Source organism: Leptospira selangorensis (genome assembly GCF_004769405.1).
GTDB classification, from domain to species: Bacteria; Spirochaetota; Leptospiria; order Leptospirales; family Leptospiraceae; genus Leptospira_B; species Leptospira_B selangorensis.
The window spans coordinates 749,075-766,717 of record NZ_RQES01000005.1 but is presented as its reverse complement, the minus strand read 5'-3'; the positions used below and the strand labels follow the sequence as shown (position 1 = coordinate 766,717).

General features: G+C 40.0%; 19 protein-coding genes and 2 tRNA genes. 10 read left to right on the top strand and 11 right to left on the bottom strand.

All coding sequences use genetic code 11. The features are described 5' to 3' along the window. Positions 1-12 precede the first annotated feature (12 nt). From EHO58_RS19785 to EHO58_RS05160, 4 genes are all read right to left on the bottom strand, one after another. Complete coding sequence (locus EHO58_RS19785; RefSeq protein ID WP_280101461.1) at positions 13-135, bottom strand: hypothetical protein; 123 nt, start codon at positions 133-135, stop codon at positions 13-15. Positions 136-232: 97 nt separating this feature from the next. Further along, positions 233-379 carry a hypothetical protein gene (locus EHO58_RS19515; protein ID WP_167483184.1) on the bottom strand — a complete coding sequence of 49 codons (147 nt, stop codon included), beginning with the start codon at positions 377-379 and terminating at the stop codon, positions 233-235. A 41-nt stretch (positions 380-420) separates the two neighbouring features. Further along, positions 421-1,659 carry a hypothetical protein gene (locus EHO58_RS05165; protein WP_135679011.1) on the bottom strand — a complete coding sequence of 413 codons (1,239 nt, stop codon included), beginning with the start codon at positions 1,657-1,659 and terminating at the stop codon, positions 421-423. A 105-nt stretch (positions 1,660-1,764) separates the two neighbouring features. Then, a complete protein-coding gene (locus EHO58_RS05160; RefSeq protein WP_135625717.1) occupies positions 1,765-2,205 on the bottom strand; it encodes a hypothetical protein in 441 nt (146 codons plus the stop codon). Positions 2,206-2,315: 110 nt separating this feature from the next. Between EHO58_RS05160 and EHO58_RS05155 the strand changes: the two genes are divergently transcribed. Beyond that, the gene (locus EHO58_RS05155) at positions 2,316-2,951 is read left to right on the top strand and encodes a flagellar assembly protein FlaA (protein ID WP_244241063.1); all 636 of its coding nucleotides are present in this window, start codon (positions 2,316-2,318) and stop codon (positions 2,949-2,951) included. Positions 2,952-2,980: 29 nt separating this feature from the next. On the opposite strand, the gene EHO58_RS05150 is transcribed toward EHO58_RS05155, so the two are convergent. After that, positions 2,981-4,003 carry an NAD(P)-dependent oxidoreductase gene (locus EHO58_RS05150; protein ID WP_135679009.1) on the bottom strand — a complete coding sequence of 341 codons (1,023 nt, stop codon included), beginning with the start codon at positions 4,001-4,003 and terminating at the stop codon, positions 2,981-2,983. A gap of 181 nt (positions 4,004-4,184) precedes the next feature. Here EHO58_RS05150 and EHO58_RS05145 point away from each other — a divergent pair, with 181 nt between their 5' ends. Genes EHO58_RS05145 through EHO58_RS05135 form a run of 3 tightly spaced genes read left to right on the top strand, consistent with a single transcriptional unit; the run spans position 4,185 to position 7,731 of the window. After that, complete coding sequence (locus EHO58_RS05145; protein WP_244241062.1) at positions 4,185-5,177, top strand: lipase chaperone; 993 nt, start codon at positions 4,185-4,187, stop codon at positions 5,175-5,177. After that, positions 5,174-6,943 carry an apolipoprotein N-acyltransferase gene (locus EHO58_RS05140; RefSeq protein WP_135679005.1) on the top strand — a complete coding sequence of 590 codons (1,770 nt, stop codon included), beginning with the start codon at positions 5,174-5,176 and terminating at the stop codon, positions 6,941-6,943. Before EHO58_RS05145 ends, EHO58_RS05140 begins: the two co-directional genes overlap by 4 nt. Positions 6,944-6,960: 17 nt before the next feature. Then, positions 6,961-7,731: a ribonuclease H-like domain-containing protein gene (locus EHO58_RS05135; protein ID WP_135625722.1), complete on the top strand. Its 771-nt coding sequence runs from the start codon at positions 6,961-6,963 to the stop codon at positions 7,729-7,731. On the opposite strand, the gene EHO58_RS05130 is transcribed toward EHO58_RS05135, so the two are convergent. Both EHO58_RS05130 and EHO58_RS05125 read right to left on the bottom strand, forming a co-directional pair. Further along, on the bottom strand, positions 7,728-8,750 hold the full coding sequence (locus EHO58_RS05130) for an MBL fold metallo-hydrolase (RefSeq protein ID WP_135679003.1): 1,023 nt from the start codon (positions 8,748-8,750) through the stop codon (positions 7,728-7,730). The two genes, EHO58_RS05135 and EHO58_RS05130, sit on opposite strands and share 4 nt — an antisense overlap. Positions 8,751-8,794: 44 nt before the next feature. Further along, complete coding sequence (locus EHO58_RS05125) at positions 8,795-9,937, bottom strand: LBF_2804 family protein (RefSeq protein ID WP_135679001.1); 1,143 nt, start codon at positions 9,935-9,937, stop codon at positions 8,795-8,797. A gap of 152 nt (positions 9,938-10,089) precedes the next feature. Here EHO58_RS05125 and EHO58_RS05120 point away from each other — a divergent pair, with 152 nt between their 5' ends. Together EHO58_RS05120 and EHO58_RS05115 are read left to right on the top strand one after the other, a co-directional pair. Further along, the gene (locus tag EHO58_RS05120; RefSeq protein WP_135625725.1) at positions 10,090-10,836 is read left to right on the top strand and encodes an LIC10920 family plasminogen-binding lipoprotein; all 747 of its coding nucleotides are present in this window, start codon (positions 10,090-10,092) and stop codon (positions 10,834-10,836) included. Positions 10,837-11,043: 207 nt separating this feature from the next. Beyond that, complete coding sequence (locus EHO58_RS05115; RefSeq protein WP_135625726.1) at positions 11,044-11,583, top strand: hypothetical protein; 540 nt, start codon at positions 11,044-11,046, stop codon at positions 11,581-11,583. A 62-nt stretch (positions 11,584-11,645) separates the two neighbouring features. On the opposite strand, the gene EHO58_RS05110 is transcribed toward EHO58_RS05115, so the two are convergent. The 4 genes from EHO58_RS05110 to EHO58_RS05095 all read right to left on the bottom strand — a co-directional run bounded on the left by EHO58_RS05110 (position 11,646) and on the right by EHO58_RS05095 (position 15,022). Then, on the bottom strand, positions 11,646-12,605 hold the full coding sequence (locus EHO58_RS05110; protein ID WP_135625727.1) for a polyprenyl synthetase family protein: 960 nt from the start codon (positions 12,603-12,605) through the stop codon (positions 11,646-11,648). Positions 12,606-12,695: 90 nt separating this feature from the next. Then, positions 12,696-13,595, bottom strand: coding sequence for a transglutaminase-like domain-containing protein (locus EHO58_RS05105; protein WP_165780485.1), 900 nt, complete (start codon positions 13,593-13,595; stop codon positions 12,696-12,698). Positions 13,596-13,797: 202 nt separating this feature from the next. Then, positions 13,798-14,622, bottom strand: a complete 825-nt coding sequence (locus tag EHO58_RS05100; protein WP_135678999.1) for a transketolase — start codon at positions 14,620-14,622, stop codon at positions 13,798-13,800. A 16-nt stretch (positions 14,623-14,638) separates the two neighbouring features. Beyond that, positions 14,639-15,022 carry a hypothetical protein gene (locus EHO58_RS05095; RefSeq protein WP_135678997.1) on the bottom strand — a complete coding sequence of 128 codons (384 nt, stop codon included), beginning with the start codon at positions 15,020-15,022 and terminating at the stop codon, positions 14,639-14,641. Positions 15,023-15,110: 88 nt separating this feature from the next. On the opposite strand from EHO58_RS05095, the gene EHO58_RS05090 reads away from it, so the two are divergent. The 4 genes from EHO58_RS05090 (at position 15,111) to EHO58_RS05075 (ending at position 17,638) form a co-directional block, all read left to right on the top strand. Next, positions 15,111-15,183 (top strand) — tRNA-Thr (locus EHO58_RS05090). Positions 15,184-15,244: 61 nt separating this feature from the next. Beyond that, positions 15,245-15,326, top strand: a tRNA-Tyr gene (locus EHO58_RS05085). A gap of 507 nt (positions 15,327-15,833) precedes the next feature. After that, positions 15,834-16,313, top strand: coding sequence for a DUF4405 domain-containing protein (locus EHO58_RS05080; protein ID WP_135678995.1), 480 nt, complete (start codon positions 15,834-15,836; stop codon positions 16,311-16,313). Positions 16,314-16,321: 8 nt separating this feature from the next. After that, positions 16,322-17,638, top strand: coding sequence for an amidohydrolase family protein (locus EHO58_RS05075; protein WP_135678993.1), 1,317 nt, complete (start codon positions 16,322-16,324; stop codon positions 17,636-17,638). The last annotated feature ends 5 nt before the right edge of the window (positions 17,639-17,643 follow it).

Below are 17,643 nucleotides of genomic sequence, written 5' to 3'. Positions count from 1 at the left end.
AGTGAGAGTTTTTCAAACCTTGATCGGAAGATAAATACTCACGAGTAAGAATGCTAAAGAAATTAGGATCGCCATCAGTGGTCTGATAATCCGATAGAATTTCCAAAGTTTTAATTCGAATCTTTTGTTCTTCATCTCTATATATTAGAGAACAAACTAGCGAACTAAGACTTACATTTTCAGAAAATTTTTTATGATCCCTTGAGTGAGGGATCTATACGACAGGATTAGATTATTTTAATTCTTTATAGTCCGCTGTGCGGGCTTCAAGAGCCTGGACCTTTTGGGACAGGCTCTTATGTCTTTTTCTGATCCAGAGTCCGTATACAATCCCAACGGAAAATCCGGATACGATTACTATGATTAGAATTGGGTCCATCTTCTTCCCAGATTTCTTATTGATCTATGTTTTGCAAGACCTTAGTTGGATTTGCTAGTTACTGAAGTCATCTCAAGATTGAAACCTGCAACCTGCAAGTATGTCCAATCGCTACTTAGTGTCGGAGAAATTCCTGTAGTCCCGATAGAACCGGAATCTCCTACAGTCACAATACGATTTAGTCTAGTACTATAAGTAGCACTCATCCAATCATTATAACCGCTACTGCCTCCGCAAGTATCCAGAGTACTAAAAGCGGTCCAAGAAGCTCCCTGGTTAGAAGAATAAGCCCATCTGCAATTATATCCGAACGTATAAATATTTCCTGACGAGTCGCTTGCAAAACCGTTGGGTCTATTATTCGCTCCAAAACCTGTGGCTACGGAAGCAGGCCATGTTCCGTTCGAGTTCATTTTGGAACTCACAGATACGGAATCACTTGCTCTAGTCCCGACCAAATAGAAATCATTCGAGCGTGATCTGAAAAATTGAAATGTAGTCATCTCATAAGGAGATGCAGTAGGAGGATTCCACACTATTGAACCAATAGAACTTCCACTTGGTGGAAATGATTCCAAGGCGTTGATGGTAGCAGCAGGGTTATATCTTAAAATAGCGGTATAGGATCCCACTTCCATAGAGCAGTACACAGTATTATTATAAATAGCAGTTATACAAGAAGCATCAACAGTTCCGTAATCTACTCCTGCAATAGTTTCAATCACAGTCCAGGTAACTCCGTCCAAACTTTGGATCATATATAATTTTTCGCCTGAACCGTAGAGAAATTTGGAACCTGTTGCGATGAATTTATTCACTCCACCAACTGAGCCATAAGAGATGGTGCGCAATGGTAGATTTCCCTGGCTTGGATATGTAGTAGAATTCGGACAGGAAATCCGAGTCCAGGTCAGTGCATCGGAGCTTGTCCAAAGCCCGCAATTATTCGTTCTAGATGTAAAATCACCGGTAACAGTTCCTATAGCGACAAACAAGCCGTTCCCATATGTGACCGAGTATAAGCTCCCCCCGGAACAATCCGGAAAAACGGAAGAACCCGAACTCGCAGTCCATGCAATTCCATCTTTGCTCGTCCATAAAGAGCAAGCTACACCTACAGCTACAAACTCTACCCCATTATCAGTAGGTTGGAGTTGGTTGGATAATGTCAGATCCAATCCAAGACCCACCAAAGATTTGGAAGCATCTATACTTACTTCCTTAGCTTGGTTACAATACAAGATCTGAAAGATACTTAGTAATAGAACAATACGTTTCATGCCAGGGCCTTTTACTTAATAACAAATTTCCGTGAAATCTTTCCCATCTTTTTTGGGGCCGGATCGTTTATTTATGTCGAATAGTATTGTTTTGCCCGGATTAGTTTATGGTTCCAACTTATAATCAGGCTCTAAGATACGGGGGCAATGGCTGAAAATAACCCCTAAATAGTGCCTGGCTAAAGAATGAAAAAGCCATTCTCCTGCGGTATTTTGCACTTCTACAGAACCAATCTCCGAAAAACCGTTTTTCTGAAAAAAAGAATCTAAGCTCCAATCTTCTTCCCCAGGGATTACTTGCACTTTTAACATAGCGTAGAAGGTCCCAGAGTCAGGATCAAATCTAAATACGATGGATCGACCACCTAATGGATTTCGAATGGAGAAGGTAGCCCATTTTGCTTTGGGCCCGGAGCCTTCGGGCTTTAGATCGTACAATTCGTATTGTAAATCTTTCTCATCTCCGAAAAACTCATGAAAAGCAGAACGGAATGCGTCCCCGAATTCCAACCTAGTTTGGAAATTAGAATCTTCCGAAGGATCCATAGTACTGATTCTTAAAAAGACAGATACTCCATCAAGTTTTTAGAGAAACGGATCTTAGGAAAATAAACCGGATGCTAGTTTTTTTTGAGAATATGACCGAAATAAAAAACATGAGGCAGATTTTTTCCTTACTTATACTTATTGGGATTTTTATCTTATCTGGCTCCGTCTTATCCAAAGATCTTTCCGGAATTTATAAAGAATACGTAGTCCAAGATTTTGAAACCGAAGTTTTCGGAGAAGAAAACGTAAAAGCAAAATTAGGTCCCGATTTTAGTCCTGAAGTCAGGATCTCTACCGTCTTTAGAACTCCAGAAAGAGAATCCGAAAAATCTTTGTACGTAGAACTAAGCGCGGAAAAAAACCAATCCTTTCAGATCTTATTCAAAAAACCTTGGTCTTCCAAAGAATTCGTAAAAGAGTTCAAGTTCCATGTGTATGCAAACGATGGAGGCGGTTCTCTTTTTGTTTTAGTTAGAGATTCCAGCTTAGATCAAAAAAAAATATTACTCACACATTTTAATTTTTCAGGTTGGAAAGTATTATCTTTAGATATCACTCGCAAAGTAAGACAGGATGATTTGGTAACTCATCAAAACTCCGAACTTGTATTCTTGGGATTTTTATACGAAGCTCCTTTCGAAAGAAAAAGAGGTACTAGAGAAGTTTTCGTAATAGATGATATTCTCGCTAAGACAAGACCCAAATATCTTTTGTTTCCCGGTGAAAAAGCATTAGTAAAATAATCGTTTCGTTTACGAAGCCCGCTTTGCGACTATAAATCTGCAAACCCCAGGTCCTTTCTAGCCGGGTAAGAATTCCTTCTTCTTTCAAAATACTCCCAGTCTTGATTTTTCCAAGAGTCTCTCAAATTCCGATCTTCTTCTTTTAAAAAAGTTTCCGTAGAAATCGGCTGATCCGATTTTAAAAATTGGGAAAGTGGAGGAAGAGGACTCTCTTTATATAAAATACATAACTTCTCCGCAAGTCTGTAAGTACCTAGTAATCTTCCTAGTTGGCTATAACCGGCGATATGAGGAGTAAAAATCGAATTTTCCAAACTCGCCATTTGTTCTGCGATCTTTCCCTTAGGAGGTTCCGGATAAAACACATCCATCACTTTGAATAGATCTTTTCTATCTAAGATCGTCTGGAAAGTTTCTTCCGACCAAATTTCTCCTCTACTTGTGTTCAGAAGAAGTGTATCTTCTTTCAATTTTGAAATTTTATCTTTGTCGAGTAAGTTTACAGTAGGATAAGGACCATCAGAAGTAAGAGGAACATGAAGACTTACTATGGAACATTTTAATATCTCATCTAAAGAAACAGAACGATCCTTAATAAAGGGGTCATTATAGATATAAGGGATCTTCTTCTCTTCTAAAATTTTGGCAAACGTCTTGCCCGTATTTCCGAAACCGATGATGCCAACATTCTTCTTTCTCAGTTTTTCTTCCGAAAAAAAATGAAGTAGAGAAACCCAACAATACTCTGCAACAGAACCCGCATTGCTTCCGGGGGAATTGATGAATACTCTAGATTCTTTTTTTAGATCCGAAAAATTCACATGGTCCGTTCCGGAACTCACTGTCGCAAAAATTTTCACACTAGGAAACTTAATACAAGCCTCTCGGTTCACCTTGAGTCTAGTATTTGCGATCAATATACTAGGTTTATACTTTTCGATCTCTTCCGGAGATTTTGCCGGATAAGATCTCACATCTAAGTTCCGAAAATAAGAAAAAATTTCCGAAGCTCCGACGGTTCCTTCCGGATAAAAAAGAATAGGAAGAGACATGAAGGAATCATTTAAAAAAGGACCTGAATCGCCAATTTATTTTCCGTAAAAACTCTTGCCTTCTCACGCCCAATCAATACCTTCAATGCTTTCCAACCGGTAAATATTTCAAATGTTAGAACGTTTAAAAGAAATCCCCCCGAAAATCTGGCTTTTTGCCTCTGGTTTTTTAGTCCTTATAGTGTTGATTGTATTCCTTCTTTGGGAACCCGGTTCAACCGGCAAAGAGTTCGGTTTTGATGGAGGAGATTCTCCAGGCTTTACTGTGACCCAAAATGAGAATGGAGAATGGATCATCAATCCGGAGATCATGGCTACTTCTCGCGAACTATATAAAGATGGCCAATGGTTGAGTTACGATGAGATCCTGAAATACGCCGCGAATGGAGAATTGGATCTGGTATCTTCTCTCTGGGAATTAAGAAGGAAATGTCCTGCAGATTATACCCCGGAACAGTGTAATGAAATAGTAAAAGCTTTCATCTTAGAACAATATCCTGGAGCAGATGGGGAAAGACTCGTCGGCCTTTTTAGAAAGTATCTTTCTTATGAGATGGTATTAAGAGAATTCGAACAACCTAAAGGTAAAAGCCAGGAAGAAATTTACGAAATCATAAAGAAAAAGAGAAGAGAACTATTTTCAGACCAAGATGCTAAATTGATCTTCGGATTAGAAGAAGCGGAGAAAGAGTTCCAATTCGGATACGACCAATTCCTAAGCGAAGTCAAAAACCTCCCTGGAGATAAAAAGCTCGCGAGATATGAAGAATATCGTAAGGGAGTTTACGGAAACTATTATAATACGATTAATAAAAGAGAGCCTAAGTTCAATAAATATGAAACTGAACTTTATTTTAAAGAAACGGATTTAAACAAATTATCCGCCGCAGAAAAAGATCCTCAGGTGCGTGCGATCCGCGAAAAATATTTCGGTAAAGACGGAGCGGATAGGATAGAAAAAGTCCTGAAAGAAATCGACGCAGAAAAAAAGAAGGAAGAGCAAACCTCCCAAGAAGAACAGAATTGGCTCAAAGCTCATCCAACTGCAAGACCTGAAGAGAGAGACAAGGCCCTGAACGAGATCAGAGTTAAAATTTTAGGACAAGAAGAAGCAGAAGCTTACGGTAGAAGAAAAGCTTTAGAAGAAGACCAAAGACGTCTGCAAGGCAAATGATCCGATTTTCCAGAAATCCGATCCGTCCATTTTTATGTCTGATCGGAATTGCGTCCGGAATCCTTTTCGGAATGGAGCCCTTCGAGTTTTTTCCTGCGGGGGGACTCTCCGCGTTATGCGCCTATATTCTATTTTTAGAATTAAAGGAATGGAAACTTAGATCTGCGATTTTCTGGCTTTTAGGACTTTCCCAGATCATTAATCTGATCGTATTTTTCTGGATCCCCTCCTCTATTTCTGCGATCTCAGGAGCAGGAACCGGCATTTCCTGGATATTATTCCTGGTTTATGGGGTATTCTCCCATTGTAAACTCATCATCTTTTATTTGGGATGGCAGTTTAGTTTATTCTTATATAATAAATACATTAACTCTCCGGAAAGATCTACTCTATTCGGCTGGGTAATTTTTCCTATTTGGGGAGTTTTATCCGATCTGATCATGCCTCAACTTTTCCCTTGGTACTGGGGAAATTTAGCGGAAGGAAATCTATCCTTTTCACAGATCGCATCCTGGACCGGTATATTTGGAGTAGGATTTTTTCTACTCTTAGGAAGTTCTTCTTTAGTATTGATCAGGGATCCTTCTTTAAAGAGACACGGGATCGTAGGTATACTCATTTTCGGGATTGTTTGGACCTTAGGTAGTTTTAGACTTTATTCCGCTCCCGATTATACCGTTCCTAATTCTACTCCGGCAATAGAAGATGGGATCTTAAAACTTTCAGGAGTCCTAATACAGCCGAATACGTCTCCCGGCAAAAGAGAACTGGCCGAAAATCCAGAATTTGTAGGGCAAACAATCAGCACAAGCCTGGAATTAGGACTTCGATCTTCTTTAGAAACTTCTCCTCCTCCTGATCTTTTATTTTTGCCCGAGTCTGCTGTCCCATTTCATGGAACCATCCCAAATGAAAATCCTGGACAAGGAGTTTACTCTTCCACATTCCATGGTGCTCTAATGTATCTAACGTATAAATCCGGAGCGGATATTTTATACAATGAATTGAATCGTTTTCCGGAAGGTTTAAAAAATCAGGTAACACTTCTTTCTTCTACCAATGGAGAAGTGGAACGTTATGATAAAAGAAGATTACTTGCTTTCGGAGAATATATTCCTTTCGAGTCTACATTTCCTTTTTTGAGAAAATTATTTAAGGAAACTTCATTTTATATCACAGGAGGAGATCCTAAACCTCTCCTCGGATATCGTTCCTTAAGAAGAGAAAGAATTCCTTCTTTGCCTACGGAAGAAGAAACACCTTTAATCCAAAATCCGGATCATTTCCGTCCAATTTTAGCTAGCTCCGGCAAAGAAGAGAATGTTTCCTATCAGATCCTACCTTTGATCTGTTATGAGGCAATGTTCTCCTATCTTGTTAGAGACTCCGTAAAATTCGCTTCCAAAGATACGTACACTTTTTTCGTAAACCCAACCAATGATTCCTGGTTCTCATCCGAAGTAGAAGCTTGGCAACATGCAGGAGCGGTCCGATTTAGAGCGATAGAATTCGGACTTACTTTAGTGCGCCCTGCGGTCACAGGAATTTCACTCGCAGTGGATCCTTACGGCAGAAGTCTCAGTCATCCGACCAGATATGGAGAAAAAGATACCAGATCCTTCTTACTTCCCGCCACAAAATTGAAAGAAGGAGGAAATACATTCTATTCCGAATGGGGAAATTTTCCTTTTTATCTTTATACAATTCTGGTATTCACGTTATTCTTCCTTGTAGGAAAAAGAGCGTTTTTCAAAACTAAGGGTTAACACACCAAGGGGGATCTTTGTTAGAACATACATTCTGCCATCTCCCCGGCATCGATGTGATCGAAGAGGGGAAACTCTGGGACCAAGGAATTCTTCATTGGGACGAACTCAGAGAAGTATTAAAAGAAAAAGTAAAGTCCCCTTCCGATATGCATTCCAGATTACTTTTGGATTCTTTGGATTTTTCCAGAAAGGAAATGAACAGAAAGAACTGGGATTATTTTTTCTTCGCTCTACCCAACCAACAAAAATGGAGATTATTCCCGATCATCAGAGAAAATCTTCTCTACTTGGATATTGAAACTTCCGGTTTAGGGAGTGGTGACTTTGTGACTGTCGTTGGAACTTACGATGGTAAAGATTTCAAAACATATCTGAGAGGAAGAAATATGGATGATTTTCCGGAGGAACTTTCTTCTTCTCATGTTTTTGTGACTTATAACGGCGCTGCATTCGATGTTCCTTTTTTAGAAAGGGAGTTCGGTAAAAAATTCAAGAACCGTCATTTGGATCTAATGTACATTCTTAGAAGCCTCGGGATCAAAGGGGGTTTAAAAGGATGCGAGAAGGCCCTAGGTATCAAAAGAGATCTTCCTTATGAAGTGAACGGCGCAGACGCTGTTCGATTGTGGTGGCAATATGTTCAATACGATGACCAAGATGCATTGGATCTTCTTTTAAAATATAATAAAGAAGACGTGGTCAACCTAGAACTTTTATTTATAAAAGCATATAACTTGAAAATCAGAGCGACACGATTTTTTGGAGAGGTTATCCCGGAGGTTTAAGTCTCCGCAATCCAGCGATAAGTCTCGTAAGGTGGTTCTGTTTCTATAATTTCCACCCAACCTTTGTCTATAAACTTACGAACCATAGAATGTAAGATCGCCATTGCAGTATTATAATATCCTGAATTAGCGACCTTCTCCCCCATTGCTTCTAAGGTTAAAGCGGAAAGATCATACTCTTTTTCCTTGAGTCTGCGGATCACGCCTCTTTCCAAGATCTGTAATGTTTTATGAAGAAGTTTAATTGCCTTTTGAGGAGATTCAGGCTCCGGTCCATGAGCAGGCAATAGTCTGCGGATGCTCATCTTGGAAATCCTTTCTAAAGAACGATAGTAATCCTCTAAGTTCCCGTCGATCTCCGCATAAATAGAAGAAATGTTTTGTAGGACAAGATCTCCCGTGAAAAATATATTCTCTTCCAAGATATAAGGAGTGAGATGCCAAAGATTATGGCCCGGTGTATGTAAAAATCCGATATCTCTTCCACCGGCGTGGATCACGTCTCCTTCTACCAATTCTATATCGAATTTTAAGATAGGATCGATACGAGTTCCTCTACTTAATGTATTTCTTAAGTTTAGATTCCCTTCTTCTATCCTTGATAATTCTCTTTTACGATCTTCCGGAACTCTATGGCCCTTATACACCAATCGTTTAGAAGCTCTATTGAACATTTCCACATGTTCCAAATAGTTTCCGATTCCCGACGCCATTCCTTTCATTGCGTATAATTTTGCATCGGTATAATAACGGATCGTAAGAACCGCACTAAGATGATCCAAATGGTTATGAGTATAAAAAATATGTTTGATCTTATTTAAGCTAAGTCCGATTTTCCGCAGCGCTCTTTGGAGCATTCCTAAATTGGCAAGATAGCCCGAATCTATAAGCGCAGGCTCTCCATCTGGGAGAATATAAATATTATTGGGTGCATAAAACGGCTGAGGGATCTCCGTTTTAAAAATTCCGTCCCCGATTTCTTTTACGTCTGGAATTGAGTCGTAGTGATATATTTTCAAACTCGAATTCTCCCTTGGCTAAATCGATTTGCCTAGTCCGTCTTCTAGGAAAATAAGCGACTCCTTTCTCTGCAAGCTTCTAAATTTCCTTTTCGGATATACTCCGAGAGAATTCGAATTGAGTCTAAATTCTCTTTCGCTTCTTCTCCCAAAATTCGTTTAATATGTTTTGTTTCGAACGCTGATAGTTTTCCATCGAAGGAACATGCGACACATAATAATCTCAAGCAGGCCTTTTTTTCTTCCTTAGATAATTGGGAGACCAAACTTCCGAATGTATCCAGATCATCCAAAGATCCATTTTGAGAATTTGAACCGAATCCTTTATGCATTTTGATTAGCATGTATTCCAAATTGGGATGGAATATTTGGGTGAATACTACTGAGTTTCCAACTGCAGCTAAGAATGCAATCTTCCCCTCTTTGCTGAGTTTATCCTTATTTTTTAATATTTCGTCCGTGACTTCTTTTGCGATGATCCTGGAAAGTAATCTGATCCTAAGTTCTTTTAAGATCAAATACATCACTACCCCATCCCAGATCGCAGTGATGGGAGCGGCAATATAGTCTGCATATACTCTTAATGAGTTTCTTGCTAAAATTTTTCTGAGTACAATTTTAGCGATCAGGTTAGAAAGTAAAACCTTGGTCTTGTAAAAGAATGTTCGTATGAGTAAACTTCTTTTGTCCGTGAGTCGTAACGGATCTATCCCTAATAATTTTAGATCCGGATCAGGAATTTCCAAAGCCATTCTGGAAAGTAGATTTGCATTTCCGGTAACAAGATCGGGATCTTCTTCTAATTCTATTCCTGAAAGTTTTGTGAGTTTATACGCGGCCCATAATCCTAATTTATAAAGTAGATAAAATTCTAAGATGGTCCCGATTGCTAATGCTGCTCCTGCATAACTCCATTTTTCTATAAACTCAGGTGAGAATGTTTCAGGTGATTCAGGAAAAAGTTTCTCGACTAAGATTATAAAATAAGTGGTCCAAAATCCGATCTGCAATCCTAAGAAGGAAGCCCAGCGTATGATCCTAGTACTTTTAGGGAAAAAGTCCGGGCTTGGCCCCAGGAGTTTCTCTTCTTCCTTGTCTCCATTGACATAATTCCGGAGAATTTTAATGCCCCATTTTTCCAAAACACCCGGTTTATAATCTGAATAAGATTCTACCCTTACATCCATCAGAAGGACGATCGGAAACTAAAATCGGAGGCAAGTCAACTCAATGGTGGAACCTTTCCGTCTGTTTTCATGGTCTAAGGCCCAGCTGGTCGAGTTTTCGTTCCCAAGATTTCATTCTTGACCATGATTTTCCGAAGATAGATATTAGAATTATGGCCTTCTCCAAACCATTTATTTCCAAATTATTCCCTGCATTTGTCGGCCTAATCGCCACGGTCGCGGTGCTCGTGTCTTGTAATACTGGTGATACTAATAAAGTAGATCTTACTGTCACTGGAACCGACGGTTCCACCTTTCCTATCCAGGGAGAAATCGATAAGGACAAGACTTCCAACTGCGGATCTGCAACTCCTTATTCCAGTTCCGGAACCGGAACAACCACTGGAACTACTACAAGCACTGGTTCCACTACGAATTTATTTACGATCAATTCCAGGATGTATTTTACTACAGGCGCGTTCGTAACCTTGAAATTCGTTTATGATGCTACTCAAAACCAAGGAACGGTAGATGCCCAACAAGGATTCTCCTTCTCAGGCCTACCTTTATTAGGAATTTCTCCGGTAGTTGCAAACTACGGAAAAATTTTCTGGGGAGGAAGTGGAGTGCCTGTGGACACGGGAACTTCTAGTACCCAGGCCCTCTCCTACTTAACGGTTACTGTGGACTTAGTAGGAAACAAAGTAACAACCGGATCCGCAGGTCTTGCCTTGACCCAATGTTATACTACTGACTTTATCAACTGTACTTCCGCTACTTCGTCCAGTATGTGTTATACCCAAGACGGTTTAAAATGTTATAATACGAATACCGCAAGCGGTCCTACAGTTTCAATTAAAGGTGATATTAACTGTACAAGTAACGCAATTCCTTCCGGTTCTTCAACAACCGGCCAATAACCAAAGTTTAGCATAAATAGCTAAAAGAAAAGCCGCGGATTTGTTCGCGGCTTTTTTATGTACATTTCCTGTTTGATTATCCCATATGGGATAATCCGATTTGCTTATATCCTCATAAGGATATTCGTCCCTTATTATCTAAAATATTTGACCGTCACGCGCTTTAGAAAATCATACTACTCTAAATTGCCCGTAATAAGGATAAAAATGAATCGTAAAACCATTTTCCTAATCGCATCTGCGTTAGTAATGTTCAATTGTGCTTTCCCTTCTACAAGAGAAGGAATGAGAGTCACAGACTTTAAAGCTCCAAAAAAAGTCGGAGATAAAATTTATATCAACGAATCCGTTGGCGGAAGTATCACTTTACCGTTCTGGATGTCCAAAATATCCGATGAGGAATTTACTGCTGCGGTAAAAGAATCCGTAGCGGCTGCAGGACTTTTCGAGACCCTCGAAGAACAATTCGGAAACAACTGGCATCTTAAAATCGAGATTGTAGACGTGGATCGCCCTCTTTTCGGAACCACTTTCACTGTAAAAACTAAAATCAAATACACTCTTTCCAAAGGAACTCAGGTAATTTCCGAACTTTTAGTAGATGAATCCGGTGAAGCTACTATGGGTGATGCGCTGATCGGCGTAAAAAGAATGAGATTAGCGAATGAAAACTCTGCAAGAGCGAATATCAAAAAGTTCTTAGAAGAAGTTTCTAAAGTACAAGTAAAAGCACCAGGCAAAAAATAATCGTTTTTTGACGGAGAAGGCGAGAGAAATTCTTTCGCCTTCTATTCGACTATTCAAAGGAATCAGACTTCCATCAGTTTGCGGAATTGTTCTTTAACAAGATTACCTTCGTTAGACTCAGGATAAGATTTCAAAAAGCTTAATAAACCTTCTACATCTGCCACAAATTCTTCGTTCAAACTTTTACGAATATTATATCGGTTCAATAAGGATAGAATGACAAGATCATCATCCGAGTTTCTTTCTTCTTTAGCGAATAAAGAATGAGCCAACTTCTTATCGTTCTTGTCTGCAATTTCCAATAATTTCAAAATCGGATAGGTATATAGACCATTCCGAAAATCCTTTAAGGGGATTTTTCCTGTTTGGTCTCCCGCTTGGAAATAATCGATCGCATCGTCTTGTTTCTGGAATAAAGAACCTAAACGTATCCCGAATTCATGCAGTTTTTTTCTGGTCTTCTTATGGGCTTCTGCCAATATTCCCGCCGCTTCCGAGACAGCCCCGAATAAGGACGCTGTTTTTCCATAGACTACTTTATTATATATATCTAATGTGATTTTGGGATTTTTTTCCCATTCCATCTGAATGAGCTCACTGACGGAAAGATCTTTAATCACTGTAGTGAATAGATCCATCAGATCGGGAGAACCCAAACTGTTTAGGTGATCAATCCCACACGCGAGAAGATAATCTCCGGCCAAAATAGATGTTTTGTTCCCGAATTTAGAAGGAACACTAGGCATTCCTCTTCTAGTTTGGGCCTCGTCCACCACATCGTCATGAAGAAGGCTCGCGGCATGGATCAGCTCGGCGATCGCACCTACGTCGGAGTATTTATCTCCCTTATAGCCCAGGATCTTACAAAGGCAATAATGTAGAATAGGACGTATTCTCTTTCCGCCGGACCGAATCGTATATTCTTTGATCTCTGCTAGAATGCGCAGATCTTCGTCTATGATATCTTTTAGTTTCTTATCGAACTTACGGACTAAGAGATCCTTCAATCCTTTTGCTTTCACGCGGGTTTCCTGTTACGACAGTATTTAGAAACGAATTTTTGGCTCAAGCAGTAAAGGAAACGAGGAGGGAAGTTCGAGACCTATTTCTGGTCAAGGTTTCCATTTATTGTCTAAGGCGAGAAGATGACGGGAAAGGATCTTTTCCATATCCCTATCCTCTTTTTTGCGGTAGATATGGATCAGGTTGCGGAACATTCTTTTGAGAATTGTCAGACTGCTCGCATGAGTGAAATATCTTTCATGCGCCTGAAATCCGTTCGCTTTTAGAAAACGAATGCATGTAGAACGATCCAACATTACGCCACCATGATAGGAATCTATATAGGTTTGGAATTCGGAAGATTCGAAATGAAGAAGGAAATGAAGAGGCATATTTACCCCGTATAAGGGGAGTTGTAATCTATGAGCCACTAACAAATAAATAACGGAAAGAGAGATCGGGATCCCCTTTTTAGAAGAGAATACCTTATGAAGGTAAGAATTGTTCGGATCCTCGTATTGATCGTGATTTCCGCCGAAACCTTCTTCCTGAGAGAGGACTCTGGTTAAAAAATGCACCTTAACTTCGTCGGAAGCAAGATCTTCATTTAGATCCACTAACTCTTCGACACGAATCGCAATCTTATCCAGATATGTTCTGAACTCCAAATAAGAAAGATCCGAATCAATCACGGAAGAAAGAAGGAACACACCCTCTTCCAGATCGTCGTAATGATTCGGATGACCCTTCTCCGCTAAGATAGAATAACGATAACTGATCCTTTCAGAATGAATTGCAGCACTTACGGAACGTGCAAAAACTCTAAGAGTCGGATCTTTTAGTTCATCTGCAATTTCTTGGACTCTAACTTGCCAAGGGATCATGCTAGCGATCTCTTTTATGATCCTAGATTTATCTTGAAGAGAAGAAAACTCTAACTGATAAAACTTGTCCTCGATCTTGTCCGGAGGAAAAGGAACTGTGCCGAAAAAAGAATCGGAGGATTGCATATCTATAAAATCGGATTTCAAAAACGAAAGTCAATTCGGATCTGAAATGATCGTATAAAAAAGGATGAGCAGTATAAATTAACTATGTCTTCCATCTTTTTCGAACGCACTTGTTCAAGTGATTAGAAAAATGAAATGAGACTTTTGTTATGTTAATAGAAATGTTCGGGTTAGAAAAATTTCTTTCTCTAACCCAAGAGGATTAAGCGGTTACTTGCTCTAATTCTTCCAATGCTTTCTTTTCTTGTTCCGCATTCGGAGGAGTTCCATGCCATCCAGGATTATTTTCCATGAAGGATACACCTTTTCCTAATACGGTTTCGAAAAGAATAATGGTAGGAGAACCTTTATGAGTTTTTGCCTTTTCGAAAGCGGAGATAATGGATTCAATATTATGACCATCTGCTTCTAATACATTCCAACCGAATGCAGCAAACTTTTTGTTTAGAGGTTCCAGATTCATCACGTCTTTAGTGAATCCGTCGATCTGGATCCCGTTTTTATCCATAAACGCGATCAGGTTATCGGTTTTATAGTGAGCAGCGGATTGTGCCGCTTCCCAAGTCATACCTTCTCCACATTCTCCGTCAGAGATACATGCATATACTTTGTAATCTTTTTTAGAAAGTCTTGCACCTAAAGCGATCCCAACTGCAACTGAAAGCCCTTGACCAAGAGATCCGGAAGAACTTTCGATCCCTTTTAAATAACGGGTAGAAGGATGTCCCTGTAATTTAGAGTTTATGTTCCTAAAGGTAAGAAGTTCGGACTCGGGAAAAAATCCAGCCTGAGCCATGGCTGCATAACGTACTGCGCATACGTGACCGTTGGAAAGGATGAGTCTGTCTCTATCTTCCCAATCCGGATCAGTAGGTTTATGATTTAGGACCTTTTTGTATAATACTGCGTAAATATCCGCAAGTCCGAGAGGACCACCCGGGTGACCGGATTTAGCCGCTGTGACCATTTTGATCACATTTTTGCGGATATTATTAGCGAATATTTTGATTTCTTTGGTGTCTTCCACGTAAGCAGCTCCGGTATTAATTCGAGCGGAACAAAAACAGTCCCGATAGATAAACGAGTGTGTATAATGGTAGAAAAATAAAATGAAGCTTCCTATGGAATTCTTTTTTTCTCGTCAGCCCGGACCAACCCATGAGTAACATCATAATAAGTGTAATAGCCGCGACTGCTCTGTGAATGTCTATATACAGTTTATCAACAGTAGCGATAAGCCCTGACTGTTCTATCCCTGGTCCTAAATATTTTAAGCCGAGCAGATAAACCGCGGTGCTTAAATTGAAAAGAATCCCTCCCAAATTAAAGATCCTATGCAATCGGTTGTTTCTAAAACGAAACCAATACCCCGTATAAAAAAAAAGGATAGAGAGAGTCATTCCGGTATTGATCAGAAAAAGAGACATCTGTCCAAAAGACAATATTTGAAAGCTGGAGAAAATCCTTTTTAATCGATTGACCCGACAAAATGATTTCGAAAACTGTCTCTTGAACGCTGCCTTAGCTCAATTGGTAGAGCATCTGATTTGTAATCAGACGGTTGTGGGTTCGATTCCTATAGGCAGCTCGTTCATTTTCCGAATAAGATTGACCAGCCACCCTGAGCAAAAATAATGGCTCTCAACAACGGGTAGGTACTCAAGCGGTCAACGAGGGCAGACTGTAAATCTGCTGGCCCAGCCTTCGAAGGTTCGAATCCTTCCCTGCCCAAAAGTTTCTCCCTTTCCCATTAAAACAAAATCCTAATATACTAAAAAATCCGGAAGGATTCGAATTGAGCAATGCGTTCGCGCCCCATAGGAAGCGATGCGAGACAGGAAGTCGAGCAAGCATTGCGACGAGCCTACGCGAGCGAGGCAGGAGTGCCGAGCGAAGGGGAGGCGAATCCGCATTTTCTAATTTCAATTAATATTCTGACTGCGTAACGGCGAATCCGTCCTGCCCTATTCTAGTCTTTCGTGTCCGATTTAGATTTTGCTTCACTTCGTTCAGCAACCCTACGGGTTTTTCCGCTTCCTATGGGGCGCGGAAAAATGTAACGGCGAATCTTCCACACGCGACAGCGATCGCAGCGGAAATCCGGCAATGCACCATTTATGGTGCTTTGCTGATTGGAGAGTAGAGCGCGATCCGAGCAAAGCGAAGGAGTCGCCCAAATTATAAATTTAAGGAACCTTAATACCAACCAAGGTCTCATAAAGAACAAGAGAGCCACCCATGAAACTCAAAAAAGAATTCGTTACACCTTATTTAGTTTTTATCTTCCTTATTGTCGGTGCCACTGGTGTTTTGATGTTCTTTCATCTCTTAGATGATTATACAAAAGTTGTTCATGAATTCTTGGGTGTAAGTTTTGTACTGTTTGCGATTTTCCATATACGAATGAATTGGAGTAGTATTAAAAATTATGCGAAGAAGAAACAACTTCTTCTTCCGAGTATTGCAATTTTGATCATTTCAATCGCATTTATCGTTGGCGGAAAGATGCACGGAAACCTGGAACAGGATATTCTGGAAAAAGTATTAAGATCTCCCGTTTCAGATTCTTTAAAACTGTTGAATGGAAACTATCAGCAAGCAGAGGAAATCCTAAAAAAGAATAATGTAATCATAGACGATCCTTCTAAATCTTTAGAAGAGATCAGTATCCAAAATAAAAAGTCTCCGGAAGAAATTGTGGAATTGATCTTGAAGTGATACTGAACATGAATCCAAACATACAAATTAAAACTTCTCATTACTATATGCTGAAGACGATTACTGTCTTATCAATAACCGCCGCCTTCTTTTTGATTGACTGCAAAAAATCTGACACCTCGGAAGACCAAACGATCGCGATCATCAATGCGAATATCTTTGATGGAGAAAATCTGATTAAAGATCGCACGTTGGTAATTAAGGGGAATCGTATTCATTCTATCGGAGGAGATATTCCTGCAGGCGCCAGAATTGTAGATGCAAACGGCGGAATGTTAATGCCGGGTCTAATAGACTCACATGTTCATACGGATATAGACGGTTTACATGATGCTCTCTTATTCGGAGTGACTACGGAATTAGAAATGACCGGCCAATGGATGTTTTGGGAACGTTGGCAAATTGCAAATAGGACCGATCTTGCCGATATACGTTCTGCAGGTATGGGAATCACTCCTCCTGGAGGACATCCTACACAGTATATGCAGCTGAGTAGTAACTGGTTCTTAAAAACATTTTATCGTTATCCATTCGTTTCCACTCCGGAAGAAGCAATCAAGTTCGTAGACAAACAAGTAGAAGAAGGTTCCGACTTCATTAAGATCATTATAGAAAATGGAGACACTGTAGGCACACCAGGGCTTCCGGTAATTGATGATCCAACTTTAGTTGCTTCCGTTAAAGCTTCTCATCGTCACGGAAAGATGGCAATCGCTCATGTCACTTCTGTTGTCGGAGGTCGAAGAGCAATTTCCGCTGGAGTAGATGGATTGGCACATATGTTCTTTGACGAAAAACCTGATAAGGAACTGATCTCTGCGATTCGGTCTTCCGGAGCTTTTATTGTACCTACATTGACTACACTCTCCACGGCTTTCGGAAATAGTCCCCGCACATTAGTCGAGGATAAACGTGTTAGTTCCAAGTTAAGTAAAGAATGGTTAGAAGCCCTCTCCAAAAATATGAATGTTTATCCTAAGGGAAAATTAGAAAATTCTTTCGAAAGTGTAATGGCTCTTCATAAAGCAGGTGTGGATATATTAGCGGGAAGTGATGTATCCGAGCCGATTGCAGATCTGGGCGGACTTGCTCATGGTGCAAGTCTTCATCATGAATTGCAGTTGTTGGTGGCGGCAGGATTCAAGCCTATCGAGGCATTACGCGCTGCCACTTCCGTTCCAGCGAGAAGATTTAGTTTAAATGATCGTGGTAGAATTTTTCCAGGAGGAAGAGCGGACTTACTATTGATTGATGGAAATCCAACTCAGAATATTTCTGATACTTTATCCATCCGCAATGTTTGGTGCGCAGGTATACAACAGTAAGTTAG